Source organism: Mechercharimyces sp. CAU 1602 (assembly GCF_024753565.1).
In the GTDB taxonomy this organism is placed as follows: domain Bacteria; phylum Bacillota; class Bacilli; order Thermoactinomycetales; family JANTPT01; genus Mechercharimyces.
Genome location: NZ_JANTPT010000004.1, coordinates 111715 through 134217, shown reverse-complemented (window position 1 = coordinate 134217; position 22503 = coordinate 111715). Strand labels below are relative to the sequence as shown.

At 42.7% G+C, this 22503-nt stretch carries 22 protein-coding genes, 3 tRNA genes, 1 pseudogene and 1 other annotated feature; of the genes and pseudogenes, 3 read left to right on the top strand and 23 right to left on the bottom strand.

Going from position 1 to position 22503, the window contains the following annotated elements; genetic code table 11:
* Positions 1-76 precede the first annotated feature (76 nt).
* The gene (locus NXZ84_RS14405) at positions 77-1336 is read left to right on the top strand and encodes an MFS transporter (RefSeq protein ID WP_258841041.1); all 1260 of its coding nucleotides are present in this window, start codon (positions 77-79) and stop codon (positions 1334-1336) included.
* A 70-nt stretch (positions 1337-1406) separates the two neighbouring features.
* Complete coding sequence (locus tag NXZ84_RS14400) at positions 1407-2672, top strand: MFS transporter (RefSeq protein WP_258841040.1); 1266 nt, start codon at positions 1407-1409, stop codon at positions 2670-2672.
* An 84-nt stretch (positions 2673-2756) separates the two neighbouring features.
* On the opposite strand, the gene NXZ84_RS14395 is transcribed toward NXZ84_RS14400, so the two are convergent.
* The 17 genes from NXZ84_RS14395 to NXZ84_RS14315 all read right to left on the bottom strand — a co-directional run bounded on the left by NXZ84_RS14395 (position 2757) and on the right by NXZ84_RS14315 (position 15729).
* A tRNA-Ser gene (locus tag NXZ84_RS14395) sits at positions 2757-2849 on the bottom strand.
* Between the two features lie 54 nt (positions 2850-2903).
* Entirely contained in the window at positions 2904-3392 is a 489-nt protein-coding gene (tadA, locus tag NXZ84_RS14390; protein WP_258841039.1) for a tRNA adenosine(34) deaminase TadA, read from the bottom strand.
* A gap of 15 nt (positions 3393-3407) precedes the next feature.
* Positions 3408-3824, bottom strand: a complete 417-nt coding sequence (locus NXZ84_RS14385) for a Fur family transcriptional regulator (RefSeq protein WP_258841038.1) — start codon at positions 3822-3824, stop codon at positions 3408-3410.
* Positions 3821-4675, bottom strand: coding sequence for a metal ABC transporter permease (locus NXZ84_RS14380; protein WP_258841037.1), 855 nt, complete (start codon positions 4673-4675; stop codon positions 3821-3823). The genes NXZ84_RS14385 and NXZ84_RS14380 overlap by 4 nt, the downstream gene beginning before the upstream one ends.
* The gene (locus NXZ84_RS14375; protein ID WP_258841036.1) at positions 4672-5445 is read right to left on the bottom strand and encodes a metal ABC transporter ATP-binding protein; all 774 of its coding nucleotides are present in this window, start codon (positions 5443-5445) and stop codon (positions 4672-4674) included. Before NXZ84_RS14375 ends, NXZ84_RS14380 begins: the two co-directional genes overlap by 4 nt.
* Positions 5445-6416 (bottom strand): metal ABC transporter solute-binding protein, Zn/Mn family, encoded by a 972-nt coding sequence (locus tag NXZ84_RS14370; protein ID WP_258841035.1) that lies wholly within the window; start codon positions 6414-6416, stop codon positions 5445-5447. Before NXZ84_RS14370 ends, NXZ84_RS14375 begins: the two co-directional genes overlap by 1 nt.
* 169 nt (positions 6417-6585) lie before the next feature.
* Entirely contained in the window at positions 6586-8589 is a 2004-nt protein-coding gene (locus tag NXZ84_RS14365; protein ID WP_258841034.1) for a YhgE/Pip domain-containing protein, read from the bottom strand.
* An 87-nt stretch (positions 8590-8676) separates the two neighbouring features.
* A complete protein-coding gene (locus NXZ84_RS14360) occupies positions 8677-9273 on the bottom strand; it encodes a TetR/AcrR family transcriptional regulator (protein ID WP_258841033.1) in 597 nt (198 codons plus the stop codon).
* A 76-nt stretch (positions 9274-9349) separates the two neighbouring features.
* A tRNA-Arg gene (locus NXZ84_RS14355) sits at positions 9350-9425 on the bottom strand.
* 168 nt (positions 9426-9593) lie between these two features.
* Entirely contained in the window at positions 9594-9725 is a 132-nt protein-coding gene (locus tag NXZ84_RS14350; RefSeq protein WP_258841032.1) for a hypothetical protein, read from the bottom strand.
* A gap of 97 nt (positions 9726-9822) precedes the next feature.
* Positions 9823-11664 (bottom strand): asparagine synthase (glutamine-hydrolyzing), encoded by a 1842-nt coding sequence (gene asnB, locus NXZ84_RS14345; protein ID WP_258841031.1) that lies wholly within the window; start codon positions 11662-11664, stop codon positions 9823-9825.
* Positions 11665-11829: 165 nt separating this feature from the next.
* Entirely contained in the window at positions 11830-12210 is a 381-nt protein-coding gene (locus NXZ84_RS14340) for a DUF1992 domain-containing protein (RefSeq protein WP_258841030.1), read from the bottom strand.
* 315 nt (positions 12211-12525) lie between these two features.
* The gene (locus NXZ84_RS14335) at positions 12526-13389 is read right to left on the bottom strand and encodes a DNA-3-methyladenine glycosylase family protein (RefSeq protein ID WP_258841029.1); all 864 of its coding nucleotides are present in this window, start codon (positions 13387-13389) and stop codon (positions 12526-12528) included.
* 71 nt (positions 13390-13460) lie between these two features.
* Positions 13461-14252 (bottom strand): hypothetical protein, encoded by a 792-nt coding sequence (locus tag NXZ84_RS14330; RefSeq protein WP_258841028.1) that lies wholly within the window; start codon positions 14250-14252, stop codon positions 13461-13463.
* Positions 14253-14551: 299 nt separating this feature from the next.
* Complete coding sequence (locus tag NXZ84_RS14325; RefSeq protein WP_258841027.1) at positions 14552-14965, bottom strand: PH domain-containing protein; 414 nt, start codon at positions 14963-14965, stop codon at positions 14552-14554.
* A 24-nt stretch (positions 14966-14989) separates the two neighbouring features.
* Positions 14990-15406, bottom strand: a complete 417-nt coding sequence (locus tag NXZ84_RS14320) for a PH domain-containing protein (protein ID WP_258841026.1) — start codon at positions 15404-15406, stop codon at positions 14990-14992.
* A 233-nt stretch (positions 15407-15639) separates the two neighbouring features.
* Positions 15640-15729, bottom strand: a tRNA-Ser gene (locus tag NXZ84_RS14315).
* Positions 15730-15860: 131 nt separating this feature from the next.
* Between NXZ84_RS14315 and NXZ84_RS14310 the strand changes: the two genes are divergently transcribed.
* On the top strand, positions 15861-16421 hold the full coding sequence (locus NXZ84_RS14310; protein ID WP_258841068.1) for a flavodoxin family protein: 561 nt from the start codon (positions 15861-15863) through the stop codon (positions 16419-16421).
* A gap of 158 nt (positions 16422-16579) precedes the next feature.
* On the opposite strand, the pseudogene NXZ84_RS14305 reads toward NXZ84_RS14310, so the two are convergent.
* The 6 genes and pseudogenes from NXZ84_RS14305 to guaB all read right to left on the bottom strand — a co-directional run.
* Positions 16580-16708 (bottom strand): annotated as a pseudogene (locus NXZ84_RS14305) (pyridoxal 5'-phosphate synthase lyase subunit PdxS); the annotation flags it as partial.
* Positions 16709-16715: 7 nt separating this feature from the next.
* The gene (locus NXZ84_RS14300; protein WP_258841025.1) at positions 16716-17150 is read right to left on the bottom strand and encodes a hypothetical protein; all 435 of its coding nucleotides are present in this window, start codon (positions 17148-17150) and stop codon (positions 16716-16718) included.
* 501 nt (positions 17151-17651) lie between these two features.
* A complete protein-coding gene (gene serS / locus NXZ84_RS14295; RefSeq protein ID WP_258841024.1) occupies positions 17652-18932 on the bottom strand; it encodes a serine--tRNA ligase in 1281 nt (426 codons plus the stop codon).
* Positions 18933-18984: 52 nt separating this feature from the next.
* Positions 18985-19207: a binding site (T-box leader), on the bottom strand.
* Positions 19207-19806: a pyridoxal 5'-phosphate synthase glutaminase subunit PdxT gene (pdxT, locus tag NXZ84_RS14290; RefSeq protein WP_258841023.1), complete on the bottom strand. Its 600-nt coding sequence runs from the start codon at positions 19804-19806 to the stop codon at positions 19207-19209. It overlaps the preceding feature by 1 nt.
* A gap of 11 nt (positions 19807-19817) precedes the next feature.
* Entirely contained in the window at positions 19818-20714 is an 897-nt protein-coding gene (gene pdxS, locus NXZ84_RS14285) for a pyridoxal 5'-phosphate synthase lyase subunit PdxS (protein WP_258841022.1), read from the bottom strand.
* A 130-nt stretch (positions 20715-20844) separates the two neighbouring features.
* Positions 20845-22302 carry an IMP dehydrogenase gene (gene guaB, locus NXZ84_RS14280; protein ID WP_258841021.1) on the bottom strand — a complete coding sequence of 486 codons (1458 nt, stop codon included), beginning with the start codon at positions 22300-22302 and terminating at the stop codon, positions 20845-20847.
* Between the last annotated feature and the right edge of the window lie 201 nt (positions 22303-22503).

Sequence of the window (22503 nt, the reverse complement as noted above, 5' to 3'; positions counted from 1 at the left end):
ACCATGTAGATAGTTAGTTTTTTATAGTTGCTAATAGAGTGATCTTACATAATGTACTTCCCGAGAGGAGTTAACCATGAGATTTAAAGACTTTCATCCCAATGTAAAGTTACGGATTTTCATTATGTTTATCAGCGCCACCCTTAGTAGCATGATCCTCCCCTTTATGGCTATCTACCTGGCTAACTATTATGGTGATAAAGTAGCAGGTACATTACTTTTAATCAGCGTTATCGTATCTATTATCTTCGGATTCATCGGTGGTTACTTCTCCGATCGCTTTGGGAGAAGAAAAATGCTCATATTTGCAGAGAGTTTAAAGTTTACTGCCATTATCATGATGCTACTATGCAATTCCGCTTGGTTCGTATCTCCAAGTGCTACATACATAGCGATGATTCTGTATAAAATTAACGGCAGCTTTGCAGGTCCTGCACACTCAGGTATGTTAATCGATGTTAGCACTTCTGAGCAACGACCTTTGATCTATACATATATATACTGGGCATTTAATGTAGGCGTAGCCATCGGAGGGATTGGAGGCGGTCTCTTCTTTCAAAACTATTTATTTGAGATGTTATCTGTGTTGGCGTTTTTTTCATTTGTCAATGTTGCTCTCACCATATTCTTTATTACCGAAACACACTTCCCTCGCTTAAATACGAAAGGGATAGAGCACTTCGGTAGCCTCATTCATACTTACAAAGAAATATTTAAAGATAAACTATTTATTATTTTTATTCTTGCAGGTACGTTTATTCTTTCAATGGAAATTCACCTCACCAATTTTACCGCCATTCGCTTAGACGAGGAATTTATAACACAAACATTTCTCCAATGGGAGATAAACGGGATTAATATGCTCGGATTCCTGCGTGCAGAAAACACCATTTTAGCCGTCATATTTTCGCTCTTTGCTATTTTCATTATCAATCGATTAAGAAAGCGTTCCTCGTTAATTATTGGAGCCTCCATCTATGTCCTAGCGTTCGGTCTCATCGCCTATACTAACAATTTATGGTTGCTAATCGCTTTAATGGTGATTGCTACTTTGGGAGAAGTGATTTATATACCCATCAAGCAATCGCTTATTGCAGAGATGCCGTCTGCGCATAATCGAAGCTCCTACATGTCCATCAATGATCTTTCCTTTGATATTGCCCATATCATCGCCTCCCTCACGATCATTATAAGTGCCTATCTATCCAACCTCATAGTTGTTTTTATCATTATCGGAGTTGGGATGGTAGGAGTAGCGATCTATTCCATTATCTACAAAGATATTTCTGCCCGAGCCGAACGTAACCAGACGACGAGAAGTAAGGAGAGTGCATAGCAGATGGTTCCTTACCATTTATCAACACCTAATAACCTATATATAGACATAGATAGAAAGGGGTTCTACCATGAAATTTAAAGATTTTCATCCTAATGTAAAGCTACGCATTATATCGATGTTTATCAGTTCCATGTTAAGTAGTATGATTCTTCCCTTTATGGCCATCTACTTTGTTAGTCACTTTGGAGCCAAAATCGCAGGTGTGTTAATTCTCATCAACATCATCATTGGGCTAATCTTTAACTTTATAGGTGGTTACGTTTCAGATCAATACGGCAGAAGAAAGATGCTTATATTTGCGGAAACCTTAAAAACATCAGCTATTATCATCACAATGTTGTGCAATTCACCTTGGTTTCAATCTCCTGAAATCACCTTCTTCGCAATGACCATTTATATGATCAGCGGTGGTTTTTCAGGCCCTGCTCACCAAGCGATGCTCATCGATGTAAGTACACCTGAACAACGGACATTGATGTACACATTGGTTTACTGGGCATATAATTTGGGTGTAATCATAGGAGGAATCGGCGGAGGACTCTTCTTTATTGATCACCTTTTTGAAATGTTAGCTGTTCTATCCATTATCTCTTTGTTCAGTATCCTGTTAACGTTCTCTTTTATCACAGAAAGCTACTTTCCAACACAAAAAACGGCAAAAGAAGCTCATTTCAGCAACTTATTTAAAACATATCGAGTCGTACTATCAGATAAATTGTTTGTTCTATTTATCCTCGCCGGTGTGCTGATCATGTCGATGGAGTTTCATCTCACCAATTTCACTTCTGTTCGATTAAGTCAAGAATTTAATTCACAACAACTGTTCATATGGGAGCTGGATGGTGTAAATATTCTCGGGTTCCTACTCGCGGAAAACACAGTGGTCGCCCTACTCTTCTCCTTTGTAGCCGTCATGATCATTAAAAAATTACGAGATCGCAAGGCACTACTTTTGGGAACTGCATCATATGTGCTCGGCTACGCAATCATCGCCTACACAAATAATATCTGGTTATTGCTCGGACTCATGGTGATTGCTTCTATCGGAGAAATTGTTTATTTCCCTGTAAAAGAATCCCTCCTTGCCTCACTCCCATCCGAGCAGGCGAGAAGTTCCTATATGTCAATTAACAGTGCTTCATACAACTTGGCCATGGGTATTGCATCACTCACCATTATCGCGAGTGGTTATCTCTCCAAAACCTCAGTCGTAATCGCTATTACCACTTGCGGACTTATCGGCGTACTCACCTTTCAACTCATCTATCGTTCTATATCCAAACGAGCGACAGAGAAGACTGCCGCTGAAAGTCCAGAAGTAGAGAGTATGTAACCCTTGACCTTAACTATCCACTCAATATTTCAGTTAACAAAAAATGCCCTCACCGCATTTATAGCGATGAGGGCATTACTTTTTTGGCGGAGAGGGTGGGATTTGAACCCACGGTACGAGGAATACCCGCACAACGGTTTTCGAGACCGCCTCCTTAAGCCACTCGGACACCTCTCCATGGACAACACTTAACTTGACAATATAAAATGATACAGGATTTATTCTTTGCTGTCAAGACTTCCTCCCGCTGGTTCCCTTCTTAGCACGCAGTTGACGAAAGAAAGAAGTGAGTAAACTTGCGCACTCTGTTCTTAAAACATCCGATACCACGTCTACACGATGATTAAAACGCGGTTCCTGTAATAAATTCATCAATGTCCCCGCGCATCCGCCTTTTGGATCAGGAGTGCCGTAGATTACCCTTTCCACACGTGCTTGTACAATGGCCCCTGCACACATAGGGCACGGTTCTAATGTAACATACAGCTCACAATCCATTAAGCGCCAAGCTTCCAATCGACTAGCTGCTGCACGGATCGCTACCATCTCAGCATGAGCAGTAGGATCCCCCTTCGTCTCTCTCAAATTATAGCCGCGACCGATAATTTCACCGTGACGTACAATAACAGCCCCAATCGGTACCTCTCCGATCGCTCTTGCGTGTTCTGCCTCTTCAATTGCCACACGCATAAATTTTTCATCTCGCTGCGCTTGCTCCACTTGCAACTCGCTCCTCTATGCTTCACATCGCTTGCAAATACCATAAATTTCAAATTTATGTCCTGTAATCGCAAACCCATCTGGTTCGCCCAAGAGGGCATCCATCGGACAAGCCCGAATCGAACGTGTACGACCACATTCTGTACATATGAGATGGTGATGGTGATGATGGTGTTCATTACAACTGAGACGATAGCGACGCTCCCCGATCCATTCAGTCGCTTCTAAGATGCTCAGCTGTTCAAATAGTGCTAGATTGCGATATACCGTATCCAAACTGATACTAGAAAACTCTTCTTGCATCAACTCTACCATTTCTTTTGCTGTCAAATAGCGGTCTTGCTCTGCAAAGATGCGAACCATCGCCTCTCGTTTACCTGTATACTTATATCCCCGCTTTTTTAATCGCTCCAATGCCTGTTCCATCTTCATTGCAGTGACCCTCTCTTCAATATTCCCAACCCTTTTTTACTGCCAATAACCAGCAACAATAACAACACCCCGACCAATACAATCGTTCCGCCTGATGCCCATTCCAGATAATACGCTGCGGTTAAGCCACATAAAACCGAAGTCTGCGCAAAGATGACGGACCACATCATCACCTGTCGAAAGCTTTGTGCTACTTGTAACCCAGCAGCTACTGGCAACGTAATAAGCCCAGAGACGAGCAAAATGCCAACTACACGAATAGAAGCAGTAATAACCACCGCCACCGCCACCATAAAGAGGGTATTGATCCATCGCTCAGAAATCCCAGCTATGCGAGCATTCTCTTCATCAAACGACAACGCAAACAATTCTTTATAAAAGAGTATCACGACAGCGAGTACAATACCAGTTGCCAGTATAATTCCTTTCATCTCATTTACGTTAATCATAAGGATGCTACCAAATAAATATCCTGCCACATCGACATTAAAGCCATCTGCTGCACTGATTAATACAACACCTAGACCAATCCCCGCCGATAACACAATCGGGATCGCCAATTCTTGATAATGAGTAAACCAGCGACGTAAACGTTCCACAAAAAAAGAGGCGCCAATAGAAAAACTAAGCCCTACATATAGTGGACTAAAAGTGAACCAGGCTGGAAAGCTATTTTGTAAATATAATCCTGCTGCTACCCCTGACAACGTTACATGTGCCAATGCATCCGAAATGAGAGAAAGGCGACGAACCATTAAAAAGACACCGATCAAAGGTGCAATTAGACCAATCAATACCCCTGAGATGAGGGCATAACGCATAAACTGAAACTCAATAATGGATTGAATCATCTCTGTAACCCTGCTTTCACCGCCATAATCTGATCATGCTCAAAAGGAAGTCGATAAGAGTGAACTTCCTGCCCCTTATACTGGGACCACTCTGTGATCGCCCCATCAAACAAGATGCGTCGCTGCAAGTATACCACCCGCTCCGCATACGTAAGTACATCTTGCATGTCGTGAGTCACCACTAACAAGGTCAAGTGATGATCGCGCTGTAAGCTCAGCAGCTGTTCATAGAGAGAACCGATCGATTCCTGATCCAAACCCACCGTCGGCTCATCTAACACCAACCACTTTGGTCGACTAACCAGTGCACGCGCAATCAATACACGCTGTTGCTGCCCTCCTGACAACTGCCCCATATGGCGTTTGCGAAACGCCTCCATTCCCACCAGCTCCAAGGAATTATCCACATCACCCCAATCACGCTTGTTTAGACGTTTAAACAATCCTTTTTTCGCATACAAACCCGATGCTACCACTTCTGAAACAGTGGCCGGAAAGCCAGCGTTAAATCGATTGGCCCGCTGTGAGACATATCCAATCTGATCGCGTGCACGAAAGCGGTGTACAGATTCCCCAAACAGTGTTACATCACCCCAGTCGGGTGTCATCGCACCTACCGCTAGTTTAATAAAGGTAGATTTCCCAGATCCATTAGGCCCTACCAATGCAACAAATTCCCCTTGCTCTATTGTAAAATTAATATGCTCCAACACAACTCCTTGTTGATAAGCGTGGGCTACATCCTTCATCTCGCATATAGTTGTCATCATCAAGGTCCCTCCAACGCTTCTCGTAGATGAGCGATATTTGTCTCCATGATCGAAAAATAATCTTCTCCCATCTGAACCTCTGTCTTCGTCAATCCCTCCAAAGAATGAAAGGAGAGCGTCCGTACTCCCGTCTCTCGTTCAATCACACTCATAGCGCGTGAAGCTGTTAAGCTTTCTATCAATAAAACTTCCACTCCCAGCTCTCGTATCGAAGTTATCACTTCTTCTAATTCTTTGGCAGAAGGTTCATCCGCAGGTACTAGCCCATGAACTGCTAGTTGTTGTAAACCGTACCGTTCCGCGAGATAACCAAAGGCAGCATGTGAAGTAACAAAATGCTTATGAGTCGATTGTTGTGCTATCCGATCGATTTGATCGTGAAGTCCCTGCAGCCGTTCATAAAGTTGAGCATAGTTATCTTCATACTCAGTACGGTGATCGGGGTCTGCCTCAATCAGAGCATCGCGAATCACTTTTGCTTGCGCCTGTGCCCGCAGCGGATCAAGCCATACATGAGGATCAACTCCCCCATGATCGTGCTCTTCTTCCTCATGTTCATCATGTTCATCATGGTGTGCTTCCTCATTCATCTCTGATTCTTCAGCTAGTGCCTCATGTATAGTAGCTACAACTACGCTCTCTTCCTTCTCTAACATCGAGGTAGCCCGCTGTGCCCACGATTCAAACCCTGCACCGTTATATAAAAACACATCTGCTTTACTCAAATGTGCCAAGTCCTTCGCTGATGGCTCATACTCATGTGGATCCACTCCAGCTGGTACAATCATCGTCACTTCTACATGCTCCCCGCCAATCTTATCCGCAAAATCAGCCAAGGGATAAAAACTGGTAAACACGAGTAGCCGTTCCTGCTCCATCTCTTTCTCCTCTGGACACACCATCCACACAAGCAGTGTAATCGTACTCATCACGATCAGTATTGCAATACAATATTTCATCTTACTCTTCATCTGTATACCCCACCTATATAACAGGAGACCTTCACGCTTTTCTTCTCCATTATATACAGATTGCGCCCAGAAGTAAATCGTAATCATTCTGTTTTAAATAAAAAAGTAAAGCCGCCTTCACTCTATTGGAGGCGGCTTCACCTTCATTCTACTCTCTACTTGCCTCACATTACTTAAACAACCCAACAAACAACTTCCACCTATTCGCCTTATCTCGCGCTTTCATCACTCGTCCTACTGACATCAAAACGATGGCTACTGCCAGATATCCACATAATATCCTCACGCTATGCATCACCATCGACATATCGCCAATCGAGATTGCTGAACGCAAACCTTCAACTGAATATGTCATCGGAATCAGCGGATGCACCCACTGAAAGAGCGGGGGAAGTAATTCTGCTGGATAAGTTCCAGCACTCGACGTTAATTGCAGCATCAAGATAAAGATAGCTATTAAACGTCCCATATCGTTAAAATAAAGCACCAGCGTTTGGTTGATGGCGATAAAAGTAAACGCCATTAAGATGGTTAGCCCATACAACGGAATCACCAGCTTCGCTTCAATACCAAGTCCGAATAGAAGAGCCGATGTCACAATCACCGCCTGAAAAAAACCAACCAATGCTCCCACTCCCCATGATAAAGGGTGGAAATTTTCAATTGCTGGACGATGAATATCGATAACCGTAAAGAGGAGCATCGCCCCCACCCATAGGGACAGTGATAAGAAGTAGGGAGTAAAACCAGTCGCATAGTTAGGAACAGGGTTGACTGGATCTTCTTCCACATTGACAGGATTAGAGATCATATCTGATTTAGCATCTGAACCCTTCAGATTATCATCTGCTTTTTTTACTCCATCCTTTAGACCTGTCTTCAATTCACCACTGCCTATCTCCAGCTTCTGTGCTCCCTCAACCAATTTATCGGAGCCCCCCGTCAACTGTGCCAACCCTTGTTGCATCTCCCCAAGTTTGCTTGCCAATATCTGTGCTCCATTGTTTAATTCGTCTAATCCATGCTTCAGTTCTTTTACCTGATCCAATTTTCCAATCGCTAATTCTATCTGTTTTAATTGCTCTTTCATTTCATCTAAGTTATCGAGGAAGCCTTCAAACTTTTGTAAGGATTCCTCGATAAATGTGCGATGGGAATGCCATTCCTCGCGCAACTGAGCTAATGTTTTTGCTTCTCCACCAATACTTACTTCTAATTCTTGCAAATGAGGATCTTCAGCTAAATCAGGATGTTCCTTAAGAAAAGAGTTAAGTGCTTCCTCCTGTCTCTTATTCTGCTCAATCGCCTGATCCAACACATCCATTATTTTCTCTATTTCTTGAGATCGCTCTTGTAAGAGTGTGATCACTTCTCTAGTCGACTCTATCTTCTCCTCAATCTCAGGAAGTTTCGGTTTTACCTCTTGATCGATTTTTTTATCCACCGACGACACAGCAGATTCTGCTTTGCTTAAACCTCTGTGCAAGCGCTCTGCCCCTGACTGCAATTGCAAAGCACCTTGATTCGCTTTAGCTAAGCCCGTTTGTAACTTTTCTAACCCCTCGTGTAGTCGCTCTGTCCCTGAATGCAACTGCACTGCCCCATCCGCTGCCTTTCCCAATTCTTTCGCAGACGCTTTTAATTCCTTAAAAATTCCTTCCGCATACATCCGTGATAACTCATGTTCTAAACTAATCTCCAGTTCACTTACTACCCGTGCACCAATCTGTGTAGATATATAATTGTATCCTTCATTTCCATAGTATTGAAGGGTAGCAACTTCCGGCTCCTCGTCAGTCACACTCGCTGCTTGACGTGAAAAGTCGTCAGGAATTACGATACCTAAATAATAACGATTTCGCTTAAATCCCTCTTCCAACTGTGAGCGAGTGACAAATTCCCACTTCGCATCCTCATTGTCCCGCAGCTGTTCCACCAACTCCTCACCTGCATTAAATCGCTTTCCATCTACTGTTCCACCAACATCTTCGTTTACTACTGCAACCGGCAAGTCTTTAATGTGCTCGTATGGATCAAAAAAAGCCCATAAATAGATATAGCTATACATTAAAGGAATCATGATAATCCCTAGTAACCCCATTCTCATCTTTTGGCTTTGCAACATCTTAGGTAAATGGAGCGCAGGAAAGTATTTTTGTTTTGTTTTTTTCACATACACCCCTCCGTTCATAAACTGACTGGTCAGTACAGTATATTATAATATATACCAATAAAGCTGGCAATCCTTTTCCCTTGCTGTCTACTTTGTTTCAATACCTGAAAGAATAAGTGTTTCTAATGTTTCCACCAGTCGTGGAGCTGCTTCATTCATCCATACTTCAGCTCCTCGTTGTGGCTGTTTTAATAGTTCTTGCAGAACAGCTACGCTGATGGCACCAAAAATGGAGAAGGACGTTTCCACTGTATTCAACTTTTTAAAAGAACGATCTTCAATCCCTAGAATCAACACTTCTTCAATTAATGCCACGTATTCGCGGATATGCATCCGAAAATCATGTTGGCGTTTTGCCGAACCCCATACCTCACTTAACAATAAACGTGCAAACTTATTGTGTTCAAAGAAGAACTCTATCTGTGTATATATTAGCTTCTCTATTTTCATACGTGCACTTGGCTTAGACGCAATGCGTCTGCGCACACGATCGGTTAATGCTTCTAAACCCTGATCCATCATGGCGACAAACAATTCTTCTTTACTCGTGAAGTGATAATAAATGGTACCCTTAGCTACTCCTGCTCGCTTAGCGATCACATCCATCTTCGCTTGATCAAAACCACTCTCGGCAAAAACCTCGACCGCTGCTATATATATTTGTTCAATGGTTTCATGGCTCATACTGATTCCTCCCTCTCACTAGCATTCATTTAACTATAAAAAAACTTCGACCCATAGGGATCGAAGCGGATCAATATGGCGCACCCGAGAGGATTCGAACCTCCGACACGCGGTTTAGGAAACCACTGCTCTATCCCCTGAGCTACGGGCGCACAAGCTCCCTTCCATTATATCACGCCCTTCAAACTGGTACAATCAATGTCACTATCACAGTGACCAAAATGGAAAGAAGAGAAGGAACTAACTGCTACAGCTCCTCCCTTCTCTCCACTTCTTACCTTTTTTCCGTTTTTACAGCACCTTCATATAATTAAATATACTTACTTTTTGCGTCTGTTCTTTCTGTATCCGTTTCCTTTATTGCGCCCTCGCCAACGAATGCGATCCGGTAGTTCTAGTAATACGCGCAACAGAGACAGGAGTGCGACCAGTAGTTGAATCCAACGCTCCATCTCAATCCCTCCTATTGTGAAGAGCATACACTTATTATAGAACATAAGTTCTACTTTCCCAAGCTCTTCGACAAAATTGGAGGGATTTTTTTTAAGATTATTTTATTCTTATCCCCCACTTCCGCATCCAATGATCTATTTGAATAAAATAAGCAAACAACTGCGGAACATTCATTAGCTGTCCAAACCAAGGTAGGTGAACATTGCTTAAGTTTGAAGCAGCGAAACGACGAATCTCCTCACTATTAACCAATGGCAGCAGAGGAGAGGTTTTATCTTTTAAAATCTCTACCATCTGTGTGCGCACAGCTTCTAGATAAGCCGGGTTATGCGTCTTAGGAAACGGACTTTTCTTTCGAGTGCGTACATCTTCAGGCAATAATCCCGTAACAGCCCGGCGCAAAAGTCCTTTTGCCTGACCATCGATTGCCTTCATCTCCCATGGAACATTCCATACATATTCAACGAGGTGATGATCACAAAACGGAACCCGCACTTCCAACCCGACTGCCATGCTCATCCGATCTTTACGATCCAACAAAGTCGGCATCCAACGAGTCAAATTTATATAAGAAATTTCCCTCATCCGTTTCTCTACGGCTGATTCCCCTTCCCTTTGCGGTACTTCTGCTAAAGCTTCTTGATAGCGAGCATCTACATAGTCAGCAGGACGAATCATTCTCTTCACATCAGGTGAGAGAAAACGGGCACGCTCGCCTGTTAATCGCGCCCATGGAAAAGTGGGAGCGTTCACCAGCTCCTCCCGATGAAACCATGGATAACCGCCAAAAACTTCGTCTGCACATTCACCAGATAATACAACGGTTGCTCTTTTCTTAATCTCTTGACAAAAAAGGAGCAATGAACTGTCTACATCTGTCATTCCAGGCAAGTCTCTCGCATCAGCTGCCCATGCCAAACTTTCTACCAATTGGTTTGTGTCTAACACAATCCGTTGATGGTTACTCCCCAGGAAAGCGTTCATCCGTTCTACCCAAGGAGCGTCTGAGTTTGGTTGAAACTCATTCTCTGAAAAATAGCGATCGTTATCCACATAATCAACTGAAAAAGTGTGGAGAACTTCCTTGCCCGCACGGCGAAATGCTTCGGCAGTGCATGAAGAGATTGTGCTTGAATCTAATCCCCCCGATAGCATCGTTCCGACAGGGACGTCTGAAACCAATTGCCGCAAAATCGCATCTTTCACGAGCGAGCGCACGCGATCCGTTGTAGTCACTATATCCTCTGAGTGGTCTTTACTTTCTAGTACCCAGTACTGTTTCTTTTTCACACCATCCGCATCTACTCTCATCCACCAGCCTGGACGTAATTCATTCACCCCACTAAAAACTCCATGTCCTGGAGTTCTTGCAGGTCCCATCGCAAAAACCTCTGCTAACCCTTCTTCATCCAAAACAGGCTCCACATCTGGATGAGTAAGGAGAGCTTTTATCTCCGAAGCAAATAAAAAGCGTTCCCCCGTAGCGCTATAAAACAATGGTTTGACGCCGATGCGATCGCGCGCTAAAAAGAGATGTTGCTCTCGCTCATCCCAGATTGCAAATGCAAAGATCCCATTAAGATATTGTGGACAATCCAGTCCCCACTCCGCATAGGCGGCTAAAATTAACTCGGTATCGGATCGACTTGTCAGAGGATACCGACTCCGAAGTTGCTGCTGTAACTCTGGCATATTATATAGTTCTCCATTATAGGTAATGACCAACGTACGTCCGCCAAAGTTACGTACCATTGGCTGTGTTCCACCTTCGGGATCAATTACGGTTAGGCGGCGATGTGCCAACGCAACGTGAGCAGACAACCACACCCCTTCTGCGTCTGGTCCTCGATGCATTTGTGATGCATTCATCTTTTCAATGATAGATCGCTTTTGACTAATGTCATGCTGCCAATCTATCCAACCCACTATTCCACACATCTTTTAACCCCCCACAATCGGGCACCTGCCCAGTCATCAAGCATCCACTATCATGGTATGACAGGGAGAGGTGGTGCGTGCATCACGAACAATAATGCAAAAAGACATGTAGACGAAGCTTCGTTACATGCCTCTCCCTCACACATGAGGTTGTTTTTCATTTTTCTATTCCCACACCTTATATTGATATTTCATTTCCATAAGTGTAATAGCGCTTTTTTGCATCTGAACTGGACAAATCTGATTATACTTTATTACCTGTTCGTTAAGGATCCTCAGTTTCTCCTCAACTTCCTGGTTTCCTTCTCCTTCCTCCTCCACTATTCTTAGCAACTCAGTAAACTCAGCGCGAATCCGATGCTGTAATTCCAACCATGGCGGTTTATAACCGCTTTCTTTCAACACACTGTTTAACACACTCCCTTGCAACGCTTTTTTGGAGATCGGTCGACCGTAACCTGGTAGGTTCTTAAAATCATGCTCTTGCTCATATCGCTCATAAATCTCATCAAATACGTCGCTATGCTTTTTTTTATCTGTACTCATACTCATCACTCCCTTCAAACCATATTTCTCTGTAGGGAAGGTCTATTCTTTTCACTTCTATCGGTTGTCAAAATTCAGACAAAATATTAGGTAAATTAATTATAGCCTCTGCTTCATAAGTTAGGCAACGTTGATAAATAGATAAAGCCGTCGGATCAACCCGACGGCTTCTTGTTCGATAATATTAATTCATTTGGCGGAGAGGGTGGGATTCGAACCCACGGAGGGCGTGAACCCTCGTCAAACTCCATTTGTTTCTTATCTTCACTATAATCCTAGAGGGAACCTCTCTAAAATATCTATTCACTAACTATCTCAGAGGTCACTATCTTGTGTAACTCGATAATTCATCATGTTTTCCCATAGAAAATATGTTATATAACTTCTAGGCCCCTGTAGCATTTGAAAGTAGCGTTCCACATCTGCCTGAGTAGTAACAGATCCTTTAGTTAGAGAAAAATATACTTCTATTGCCCTGTGAAGCCCCTTATCCGCCCAAGGAACAATTTGGTTTTTCCCTAATCCTAACAACATTATCATCTGAGCTGTCCAAGGCCCGATGCCTTTAATCGCGCACAATGTTTTTTCTAACTCAATCTCAGATAAATTTTCTAGATTATTAAAATATCCAGCTAAATCCAACTTAGCGCACTCTATCAACGTCCTCGCTCTCACCAACGGAAATCCTAGTTCACGTAAGTCCTGCTCATGTAATTTACTAATCATATCTGAAGACGGGGGGAGATAATAACTCACCCCATTATGCATAACTTTCTCTCCGTAGTTTTCACACATTTTTTGTATAAGCTTCCCCGCCATTGTTACAGAAACTTGTTGCCCAGCTATTGTTTTAATAATAGATTCAAATACTGTAGGATCTTTAACGATTCTAAGCCCCGTTAGAGCTTGCATTAATGTTACTAAATTATGCTTTGAGGCCATTTCATTAAAAGATTCAATATCGGCATCCGCATCAAACATAAAGCCAATTAGCTCCCTAAGCTTTTCCTGAGAGCTGTTTGAAAGCAGAACATCTGATAACACTTCTACTACCAGTTTAGGACTCTCAATGTCCCCGATGCTCCTAATGGTCACAATTAAAGCTTGTTCATCAATTACAATACTTCGGGTAAGTGAAACCTCGTCTATGTCTATTTTTGCAAACGGGTTCTTTTTCATTGAATCCAAACAAAGTAGAGTTTTATAAAAATCATACGGTGCTGAAGGATATATGTAAATACTAATTAAACCTACCTCCTCTCTAATTCCCTACTAGTTAGGGCCCACTCTTTGGAATTGCGATATTTCGGAATACCTACTTCTTTGTACGTAATAGTTTGAAATTCCTCGGAAGCCTCATCAAATTCCCTTACTATCCATTTGTCGTTCACACGTTCTAATAAAACTGTTATATCATTGATGTATTGTTCGGTCTTCCCTAGTACTTGATACACACTAAATGGAATAATACTTTGCGGCACTATAGGCACCCTCTGCTTTCTGAAAGTATAAGCTTTAACCCAATCTACATACTTGAATTTTGAGGAAGGTAAGTCTATAAACACCGGCCTTCGCAAGGCATTAAAGTCAGGTAAATGTTTTAATATGTCATTAAAATATATATTCTCTAATTCCTTTTGGATCAAATCTTCAGTTACACGTTTTAGCTCCCCCTCATAACTAAAATCCCGGTTGCTTAAAGCCTTCACTATTGCATCAATGCTCAAAAACCTAATGCTTGGATTCTTTTTATTTTTCAACCAGACCAGCAACTCTAGTATTACACCTTCGGGTAAATCATTGATTGCACCAGAACCCGCTTCATCAAAAACCCAAAATTCATCGCAAAGTAGCTCGATAGAGCAACAATCCTGCATAGCATTCTTTTTATTGTTGTTATGCTCCACTGTCGACACATAATATCCTAATGCATGTGTAGGATTTAAAGATATTCTTCCTTTCATAATAACAAAATCTCTAAACATATCAATATAGAGCATATTATCTCCGTCAAAAGACGTATATACTATAGCTTTAGTCACTATGTAACATCCTCTCTTCTAAAGCCAATACTAACATTAGCAATCTCAACTAATGAATCCGCGTCTTACATGCCTGATGCGTTACCCACAATTAATGCTGTTTTCCTTTTCTCCCTCAAAATAATCCCCATGTAGCTCATCAAAGCACCTCGGCGGAGAGGGTGGGATTCGAACCCACGGGCGTGAACCCTGGGCGGTTTTCAAGATCGCTGCCTTAAACCTCTCGACCACCTCACAAACATTGAGAGTAAACTCACATACTTTCATCATATTATTAAATATAAAGAAGCATAACTAGGTCAGATATCTACTTGAATATTTTTGTTTTTTTCAACCAGTTTCTTAATAAATTCCTGTTCCCTTTTTGGGGATATGAGGATAACACCTTCCTTATGTAGAACCTCTATTTTTTCATAAGAAAGGGACGCTGGGCTAGCAAAAATGCTTTTTATTTTCATTACCCTATCAATCGACCCGTAGGGAATCTTCCATCTAAGCGGCCCACCTCTAATAAAGAGGTGATCCTCCCTAATTTCATAAAAGGTACCAAACCACAACCAAGTGAATAGTATATTTATTGGACCAAGAGACACTATATAAGGAACAAAATTGTTATCTTTAAAGGAATAAAATAGAATCAGAATATTCAATGGTAACATTACACCCACAATAAAATAAGAGAAGATATCTTTCTTTGGAGTAAATCGCTTCATCACCCTTCACCCCCTCTATCCAAGCTAGAGATTAATTTCTATATCACAATTTTTTTCCTGTATAATTTCTATAAACTCACCCAGTTGGTTCGGAGATATACTTACCGCCCCTTTAGTGTGTATTATTTGTATTCTATTAACTGAATATGCAGGATTAGCAGACATGCTTTTTGTCCTTCTAACTTCTTGAATATCTGTGTAAAAAATCTTTTTTCGAATTGGTCCATTTCTAATCTCAAGAGCATCTTCTGAGATTAGATAATATGTCCTAACCCAAAACCAAATGTTAATACTGGCTAAAGATAAAAATATTAAAGTACCTACGAGGGCCTCTTTAAACGCAATCAAAAAAAATAGACTTACAGGCACAAGTATCATTGGTCCCCAAACTAATAAATATGCAGATACATCTCTCTTTGGATTAAATTTAAGTTGGCTCATAAATATACATTCACCTCTTCGAATAATGCATTCGTCCCAGGCAATAATCTTTATTTTAAGTATATATTATACGATCAGTAACTTTTTTGCCTCCTCATTCTGAGCTTTTCCAGTAATTCATCATCCCAAATTCCCAGTCGATTTTTACATATATTTTTAATTATTCTCACTCAAAAAAACGCCCCCATCGCATTCTCGCGATTAGAGCGCTTTCTCTCTTTCCAGCAAATCTTTGGCGGAGAGGGTGGGATTCGAACCCACGGAGGGCGTGAACCCTCGGCGGTTTTCAAGACCGCTGCCTTAAACCTCTCGACCACCTCTCCAAAGTAGACAACCTAATTAGATATTATACGGAAGCAGCGTATGAAAGTCAACCCCCTCTAGTGACAGTCGCCTGTCCCATATGATATGATTTCCTCATTCTGATACGAAGGAGGGAACATTTGTGACTTCTATGATTGTCCTCTACGGTGGAACCCGTCCCAATGGAAACACAGAAAGCTTAACAGAACAAACGCTTTCAGGTTTAGAAGTGGAAAGAATAAACCTTTCCCAGTTTTCTATCGCTCCTATTAAAGATCAACGTCATGAACGCGGAGGCTTTGACCCTATTGATGACGATTATGATACCATTATCGACCGTCTCCTTCCCCACGATATCATCGTGTTTGCTACCCCGATTTATTGGTATAGCATGTCTGGTATCATGAAAAACTTTATTGACCGTTGGTCGCAAACCATGCGGGATAACAGGTACCCTGGCTTTCGTGAGCGTTTAGGAGAAAAAACAGCGTATGTAATTGCCGTCGGTGGAGATAATCCGCATATTAAAGGACTTCCTATGATTCAACAGTTCCAATACATATGCGACTTCATGGGCATCACTTTTGCTGGCTACCTTCTCGGTCAAGGAAGTAAGCCAGGTGATATTAGACAAGATGCACGTGCACAAGCGGGTGCTGTTCAATTAAATGCTCTCTGGAAAGAACAATTACAAGGCGCTCGTGTAAAATAATGAAAAAGACTGTAGCTTAACAAGCTGCAGTCTTTTTCATCTTAGGCATGGGTTCGGACCCCAATTCTATTTAGTGAGCTTCCAATCAGATGGAGTCAGCTCTCCATGTTCATGTACGTACTGCATCAGTTCAAAAGGAACACCCAAATCTTTCTCACTGTCATCAATTCATCTTGTGACATCGAGCCGACTTTACGAATCTGGGCTTCTAAAATGCGCGATTCCACAATATGTCCAATGCGTGCTTGCGCCATGACTGGAATGCTTACCGCGCTCATCACTTGTTCGGCGGAGTTATCTTGTTATTGACTGGTTGGCGCTTATTAAGATTTGGCGAAGTTCCTCTTTTGCTAAGACAAGACGTGGCCTCGGCCATTGAGTCAACCTAGGACTCTGAAGCAGTTGTCTAATACGTAGAAAAGAGGCTACGATTTGTGGTAATGCCCATTGCGGTAAATTTCCAGAAACCATAAATGGATTCCTGCCTAATCGGATAAGGCGTGCATCAATCACAGCGGATGTGACCAAGGGATTTCGTACGAAGCGGTAAGCTTCGAATGTAAGCCCGATTATTTCAATAGGCAGAATCACTTTCTCCGAAGCACCCAACCCCTCTAAGGTAGAATTGACAGTTAATATATTTCTGATCAGCGCTTTTGTATTCGATAAGTTCTCAGCGATATTCATGGGGATGGGGCCTTGCACTAGTATATCTTGTGAAACTCTCATTTCGTTACCCCTTTTCTTTCATCGAGCGAATAATTTTTTCAATACTCTTAATGTATGATATGTATCAAACAATCTTATAGTTCTTCTATTTTATAAAATTGGCTTTCTACCTCTTTCAAATATCTTAACGATGAACATTAAAAAAAGCATGCGGTTTAAGCAACAGAGTGTGGAGAAACCGATCAGGGGAACGAGCTCCTCTATACAAACAAATTCCATCTAAGACTGAGTGTGATTTGTTGAACGTCGCATCCGGTTCTTCCTCTCTTCTTCTATGTATATCTCTATACCATTTCACTTGGAATAAATATGAAAGGGGTAAAAAACAGGCTGTCGAGACTTTTCTCGACAGCCTGACTGCAGCTAAACAAACTGCAGTCTTTTTCATCTTATGCATGGGGTTCGGACCCCACTTTTATTTAGTGAGCTTCCAAGCAGATGGAGTCAAAACCCCATCTGAATCTCTGATGTTTCTGCTTAAGCTGATGTTGTATTTGCCCTCTACTGTTTTGTAATCCGCTCAAGGCCCCCCATATAAGGTCGCAGTACCTCTGGAATCAATACACTTCCATCTTCCTGCTGATAATTCTCAAGTAATGCTGCCACAGTACGACCAATAGCCAGGCCAGACCCGTTCAGCGTGTGAACAAACTCGGGGCGTCCTTTTGCTTCACGACGGAAACGAATATTGGCACGTCGTGCTTGAAAATCTTCAAAGTTACTACACGAAGAAATCTCACGATAAGTATTGTAGCTAGGAATCCATACTTCTAAATCATACTTCTTGGCTGCGGTAAATCCTAGATCAGCGGTACACATCTTTACCACACGATATGGTAGTTTCAACAACTGTAATACCTTTTCCGCATGACCCACAAGCTCTTCCAATCGTTCATACGATTCTTCCGGACGTACGAACTTCACTAGTTCTACTTTGTTAAATTGATGTTGACGAATCAATCCACGAGTATCACGACCAGCAGATCCCGCCTCTGAGCGGAAGCAAGCACTATATGCCACGTATTGTGTTGGCAATTGCGCCATGTCCAAAATTTCATCTCGATGATAGTTGGTAACTGGAACTTCAGCTGTCGGAATCAGGTAATATCCTTCCTTCTCAATTTCAAACGAATCCTCTGCAAACTTAGGAAGTTGACCCGTTCCGCGCATGCTATCTGGGTTAACCAAATATGGAGGAATCATTTCCGTATAGCCATGCTCTGTTGTGTGTAAGTCCAACATAAAAGACATCAATGCCCGCTCCAGACGTGCTCCTAATCCCTGTTGAAACACAAAGCGTGAACCCGTCACTTTGCTAGCACGCTCAAAATCAAGAATACCTAATTCACCTGCAATATCCCAGTGGGCTTTCACATCAAAAGAAAAAGATGGAGCTTCTCCCCAATGGCGAATCGGAATATTATCATCTTCACTTTCCCCTACAGGAACGCTCTCATGGGGAACGTTTGGAATTTGCAAAAGAATCCCTTCTAATTTTTCCTCTATCCCACGTAATTCATCATCTAATTTCTTAATTTTTTCTCCCACCTGGCGCATCTGCACAATCTTATCCTGAGCATCTTCTTTTGCACGCTTCTTCTCCGCTATTTCCCGGGAAACAACATTACGCTCATTCTTCAATTGTTCACTTTCCTGCAAGATTTCTCGCCGACGTAAATCAAGCTGTTGAAATTGATCTAAACCAGAGATATCTTCTCCACGATTTTGCAGTTTCGCTTTCACTTCGTTTAATTCAGTTCGCAATCGTTTACTATCTAACATCAACCACGCCTCCTTAATGTCTCATAAAAAAAGGCACCACAATCCTACCATCGTAAGGGACGGTAGGTCCGTGGTGCCACCCTTGTTGGTTTGTTTCTACAAACCCACTTTCACAGAATAACGGCCTGGTACCGGTAATCGCTTAAACAAGTTACACTTGTTGTACGCGCACAGCTCCGAGGTGGATTCACTCTAGATACGGGACGGTTCACACTAGCCACCGCCTCTCTGCTATCCGTACTCTACAGTTACTATGCCTCTTCCATCGCTTTTCTCATGTGAGAGACGATGACATCCTTATCGTCATCGCTTCTTTTACCATCTTAAGAAAATAGGTGTGAATTCGATTATCATCGGTTAATTCAGGATGAAAAGATGCTCCTAGTACAAACCCTTCCCGCACAGCTACAATCCGATCTCCTACTTGTGACAACGGCGTAACCGTATCGTCAATACCCGTGATAATCGGGGCACGAATAAACACAGCGGGAAACTCCTCAGCGATTCCAGTCACTTCTAGATCCATCTCGAAACTTTCCCGTTGTCGCCCAAATGCATTACGCTCCACCGAAATATTTAAGAGACCCAGGTGTGCTTGCTCATGTCCCTCAATGCGTGCGGCTAATAATATTAATCCCGCACACGTTCCGAAAAGGGGCTTTTGTTGCTTATACATCTCTAAGATAGGAACAAACAGATCATACTTATGCATTAATTTACTTATGGTTGTTGACTCCCCACCTGGGATCACAAGACCATCTAAGTCTTCTAGTTCATGTGGGCGTTTTACAGCAACAGCATCTGCTCCCGCTTGCTGTAGCAAGCGTACATGCTCAGCTACTGCCCCTTGCAAAGCAAGCACTCCAATTTTCATTACAGTGCCTCCTACCAACCACGCTCTTGCATGCGTTCGCTTTCTTTCAGCGTAGAAATTTCAATTCCTTTCATCGCTGTACCTAGCTCTTTCGAGAGCTCTGCGATGAGCGCATAATCTTGATAATGAGTCGTTGCTTCCACAATCGCACGCGCAAACTTAGCTGGATTATCTGATTTAAAGATACCAGAACCAACAAACACACCGTCAGATCCCAGCTCCATCATCAGTGCTGCATCAGCAGGAGTGGCAACGCCACCTGCTGCAAAGTTAACCACAGGTAATTTGCCGTTCTCCTTCACAAAGAGGAGCAACTCGTACGGAGCACCTAAGTTTTTCGCTTCCGTCATCAATTCATCTTTCGACATCGCACCCACTTTGCGAATCTGACTCATCATCTCTCGCATATGACGAACAGCTTCCACAATATTTCCTGTGCCTGGTTCTCCCTTGGTACGTAACATCGAGGCACCTTCCCCCACTCGACGCAAAGCTTCCCCTAGATTACGGGCACCACATACAAATGGTACTGTATAAGCTTGCTTATCGATATGATAAACTTCATCAGCTGGAGTAAGTACTTCACTCTCGTCGATATAGTCTACACCCATCGCTTCTAATATACGAGCCTCGACAATATGTCCAATACGTGCTTTAGCCATAACAGGAATACTGACGGCATTCATCACTTCTTCCATAATGCGTGGATCTGCCATGCGAGCAACACCGCCCGCAGCGCGAATATCGGAAGGCACTCGCTCCAGTGCCATCACGGCAACTGCACCTGCTTCTTCTGCAATTTTAGCTTGCTCTGCATTGACGACATCCATGATCACGCCGCCTTTTTGCATTTCTGCCATACCCCGCTTCACGCGATCCGTACCGATTTGTTGTTGGTAGTCTGCCATGTATATCCTCCCACTCTATCCTTGATACTTTCATTCAAGGTAAGCATCCTAGTTTTATGCTTATTGTAAACGATTGCGCTACAGGTTGGCAACAAAGCAGAAAAAGGGTTTTTCCTACTACAACACAAGATTATATATGATAGTTAGGTGCTTCCTTTGTAATTTGCACATCGTGGGGATGACTTTCCTTCAACGAGGCACCCGTAATTTGAATAAATTGAGCATCACTTTTAAGCGAAGGTAGCGTTGGGGTTCCACAGTAGCCCATTCCAGCACGAATGCCCCCCACCAGCTGATGCACCGTATCAGCTAAAGGGCCTTTATACGCAACCCGACCTTCTATCCCTTCTGGTACTAATTTTTGTTGATTCTCCTGGAAATAACGATCCTTACTGCCTGCTTTCATCGCTCCCATCGAACCCATGCCCCGATATACTTTAAAGCGTCTACCTTGATAAATTTCCGATTCTCCTGGTGATTCTTCCGTTCCGGCAAATAAACTTCCCATCATCACGGCATCGGCCCCTGCTGCCAATGCTTTTACTACGTCGCCAGAATAACGAACCCCTCCATCAGCTATGATCGGTATACCATATTGATGTGCTACCTGAGCACAATCGTATATTGCAGTCACCTGCGGAACGCCAATACCGGCCACCACCCGTGTGGTACAGATGGAACCAGGTCCAATTCCAACTTTAACCACACTTGCGCCCGCCTCAATCAAATCACGTGTCCCTTCCCGGGTCGCTACATTTCCCGCCACGATTGTAAGCTCTGGATATCGCCCACGTAACTGCGCAACGGTCTCCAATACACCCTTAGAATGACCATGAGCCGTATCGACCACTAACAAATCTACTTCTGCTTCTACCAGCATCTGTACTCGCTCATAAGTATCTTTACTTACTCCAACTGCCGCCCCAGCCAACAAGCGTCCCTTATCATCTTTGGCTGAGTGAGGGAATTGTGTTGCTTTCTCAATATCTTTAATCGTTATTAATCCCTTCAATAAACCCTGTTGATCGACTAGAGGAAGCTTCTCAATCTTCTTCTGTTGCAATATTTCTTGTGCCTCTAGCAATGTTGTTCCCACTGGGGCTGTAACTAAGTTTTCCTTTGTCATCACTTGATGAATGGGGATTTGAAAATTATCGATGAAGCGCAAATCTCTGTTTGTTATAATCCCAACCAATTTCATAGCATGATCCACAATCGGTACGCCGGAGATTCGATATTTTGCCATCAACGCTTCCGCTTCCAACACTTCTTGTTGGGGATGAAGGTAAAAAGGATTGGTGATCACACCACTTTCGGATCGCTTCACGCGATCCACTTCCTCTGCCTGTGCACTGATACTCATATTCTTATGAATAATACCTACCCCACCCTGACGAGCAATCGCAATCGCCATCGGTGCCTCCGTTACAGTATCCATACCTGCACTTATAAGAGGAATCTGAAGTCGAACCCTGTCACTTAGCCGCGTCGAAACATCCACATCACGTGGTAACACTTCTGACTTGGCAGGTACGAGTAACACATCATCAAATGTAAGACCTTGTTTTGAAAACTTATCTTCCCTCATGAACCGCCCCTTCTTTCTTCGTTGACACCAATGTTTTCGGAAAGTTTATCAAACGCCTTTTTTACTGTCAAGGCTGTACTTTTACCGTTCATAGTGCATAACACATTTGTACAAACTAGTAAGGGAAAGAGTGTAAGTATGATTACTCTCAAAAAGGCATATTTACCTTTCTCTTAGAGCACCCTTTCATAACCAACAAAC